At 55.4% G+C, this 2,200-nt stretch carries 1 protein-coding gene and 1 pseudogene; one reads left to right on the top strand and one right to left on the bottom strand.

Features of this window, described 5'->3' with window-relative positions:
• Positions 1-1,409: type IV secretory system conjugative DNA transfer family protein (locus PDO_RS13645; protein ID WP_007602577.1), on the bottom strand; the 1,409-nt coding region annotated here is incomplete at its 3' end.
• A 520-nt stretch (positions 1,410-1,929) separates the two neighbouring features.
• Between PDO_RS13645 and PDO_RS28805 the strand changes: the two are divergent.
• Positions 1,930-2,200: pseudogene (locus tag PDO_RS28805) on the top strand (IS110 family transposase); the annotation flags it as partial.

The following is a 2,200-nucleotide window of genomic DNA, read 5'->3' on the forward strand; positions in this document are numbered from 1 at the left end:
ATGTCGAGGCTGCGGACCTGGAAATCGGTAGTTTCTTGACCGAGCCAAGTTGAAACGAGGCATGCTGTGTCTTGGTCGCTGATGCCGAATATCTGGAGAACCCCGACATTCGAAATGAAAGTGTCCGTATTGCGGCGAATGACGGCACGGAGTTGACGTGCGTCCTGCAGGATCGGCCAGAGTTGGATGCCAGATCCGCTCCTGGTCTCCATCGCGCTCTCGACAGGCATCAGTTGGCCAAGAGATGCAAATTCGTCGAGTAGAAAAAGAACCGGCGTCTGTGGCTTCTGTTCAGATCTCGTGATTTCGATGACGCTTTGAGAAATGAGAAGGCGAAGCCAGCGAGAGTAGGTCGATAAACAATCGGATGGCAGGACGAGGAACACCGTTGCAGCCTCCCTGCGGAGTTCAGCGAACGAAAACGTCGAATGTTTGAACACGGCGTCAATGTTGGCGTTTCTCAAGATTCTGATTTGGCATCGGGCGCGATAGATGGCAGCGAGTGCGTGGCCAGGACGATAGCCAAGATGGCGGCTAGCGATGCTGGCGATCAGGCCATCGCAGTCCTTCGTTTCCTGCATCCGAAAGAGCAGTTTTTCGAACTGCTCTTTCGGCAGGCGGAAATATTCAAGCAGCGTGCACAGGTGCCGGCGATCGGGTGGTTCAACGGCGAGGATCATCAGGATCAGGCCGGTCACCAATTCCTTGGCCTCGCTATCCCAACGCACGGAACCGAGGGTATCCGGTTCGTCTACGAAAAGCGCATCGGCTAATATTCTGACATCCTCTGCTATATCGGCACTCAGCAGATCGAGCGCCTGTAGAGGGTTGAACGCTGCCGTTGGTAGGTTGGTGATGCCAAACGGATCGAGAACATGGACCGCTCCAAATTGGCGACGGGCCGCACCGGTGGCGTGGGCGCTCTCACCATTGGGGTCGATACACACCACGGGGCGATTGGCGGTCAACAGATTAGGGATGATTGTATTTGCGCCCGCGCCAGTCCTGGCTGAGGCCATCGTAAGCAGATGTGCAGGTCCATCATAGCGCAGGAATTTTCCGCTATTGCTGTCGCGGCCGATGATCAGGCCAGTTTGGGATTTCGTGTGAAAAGCACTTTCCTCGTGCGTGGCAAAACGGGGGGTTCCGCCAATAGTGCACCGTGCGCCCACCAGCCGCTTTGTTAATGAATATGCGAGCAAATGAAAGGTAAAAATGCTGAGGAGGACGGTGATTTCAATTTTGACCAGCACGGAAACGATGCGCCAGGAAGGAGGAACGGCTATCGAGAGCGTCCCGAAAATGCAGATGAGGATTGCGAGCGGGAAAAGTGCTTTAGATCGGCACGGCCCACCCGCCAGCCGACCCGGGAATGAGCTTCGATACCATTCTGGCGAAGTGGTGGACAATGGTGAGTGACCTATTGCTTACGGGGCTAGACCGCTGTTTCGCCTGCATCATTCTGGTTGTCCTCATTCACGTTGCTGGTTGTTTGGCACTTTCGCGTGCGACAGGCCATGGCGCCAGTCGAGCGATGTGTTTTCAGCTATTTGCCACGTTGCCGCTCATCCAAGTCGACCTGGCGGCACTTGCCGGCAACCGTTGGCGATGAGAATGAGCCACGATGTCTCTTCTTCCAAAGCGATGCTGGGGTGTAGGCGGCATCTACACGGCATTGTGAACCGGCGCGCTCCCGCATTGGACAGGCCGCACCCTAGCCTGCAGTGGATTTGCAAACGAATCATGGGGCATGATTCGCATGATGCGGACAGTGCATCCACGCCTTTGGCTTGGCTGGGTGCGCAATCAAGGGCTTCCCAGGCAGGCAAGAGCGTCGCTCTTTCCGCCAATTTGTTGGTTATGGGATGGCCCGCCCTTCCGAGAACATCGAGTATGATGTCTCGTCATTGAAGGAAGAGGAGCCAGATCATGACGATTTCGATACTTGGCATCGACGTTGGAAAGAACAGCTGCAGCGTTGTCGGAGTTGATGACAAAGGTGCGGTGATTGTCCGCCGAACGATGCGACGTCAGACGCTCATTGAGTTTGTCGGCAAGATGCCAGCGTGCATCATTGCTATGGAAGCATACTGCGGCGCTCACCATCTTGGGCGACTTTTTGCAGCACGAGGAAACGAAGTGCGACTGATGTCGCCGGGACTGTCAGGAATTTCGTGTACGGGCGTGCATAATGGGTATG

This window comes from Rhizobium sp. PDO1-076 (assembly GCF_000247475.1).
GTDB lineage: Bacteria > Pseudomonadota > Alphaproteobacteria > Rhizobiales > Rhizobiaceae > Allorhizobium.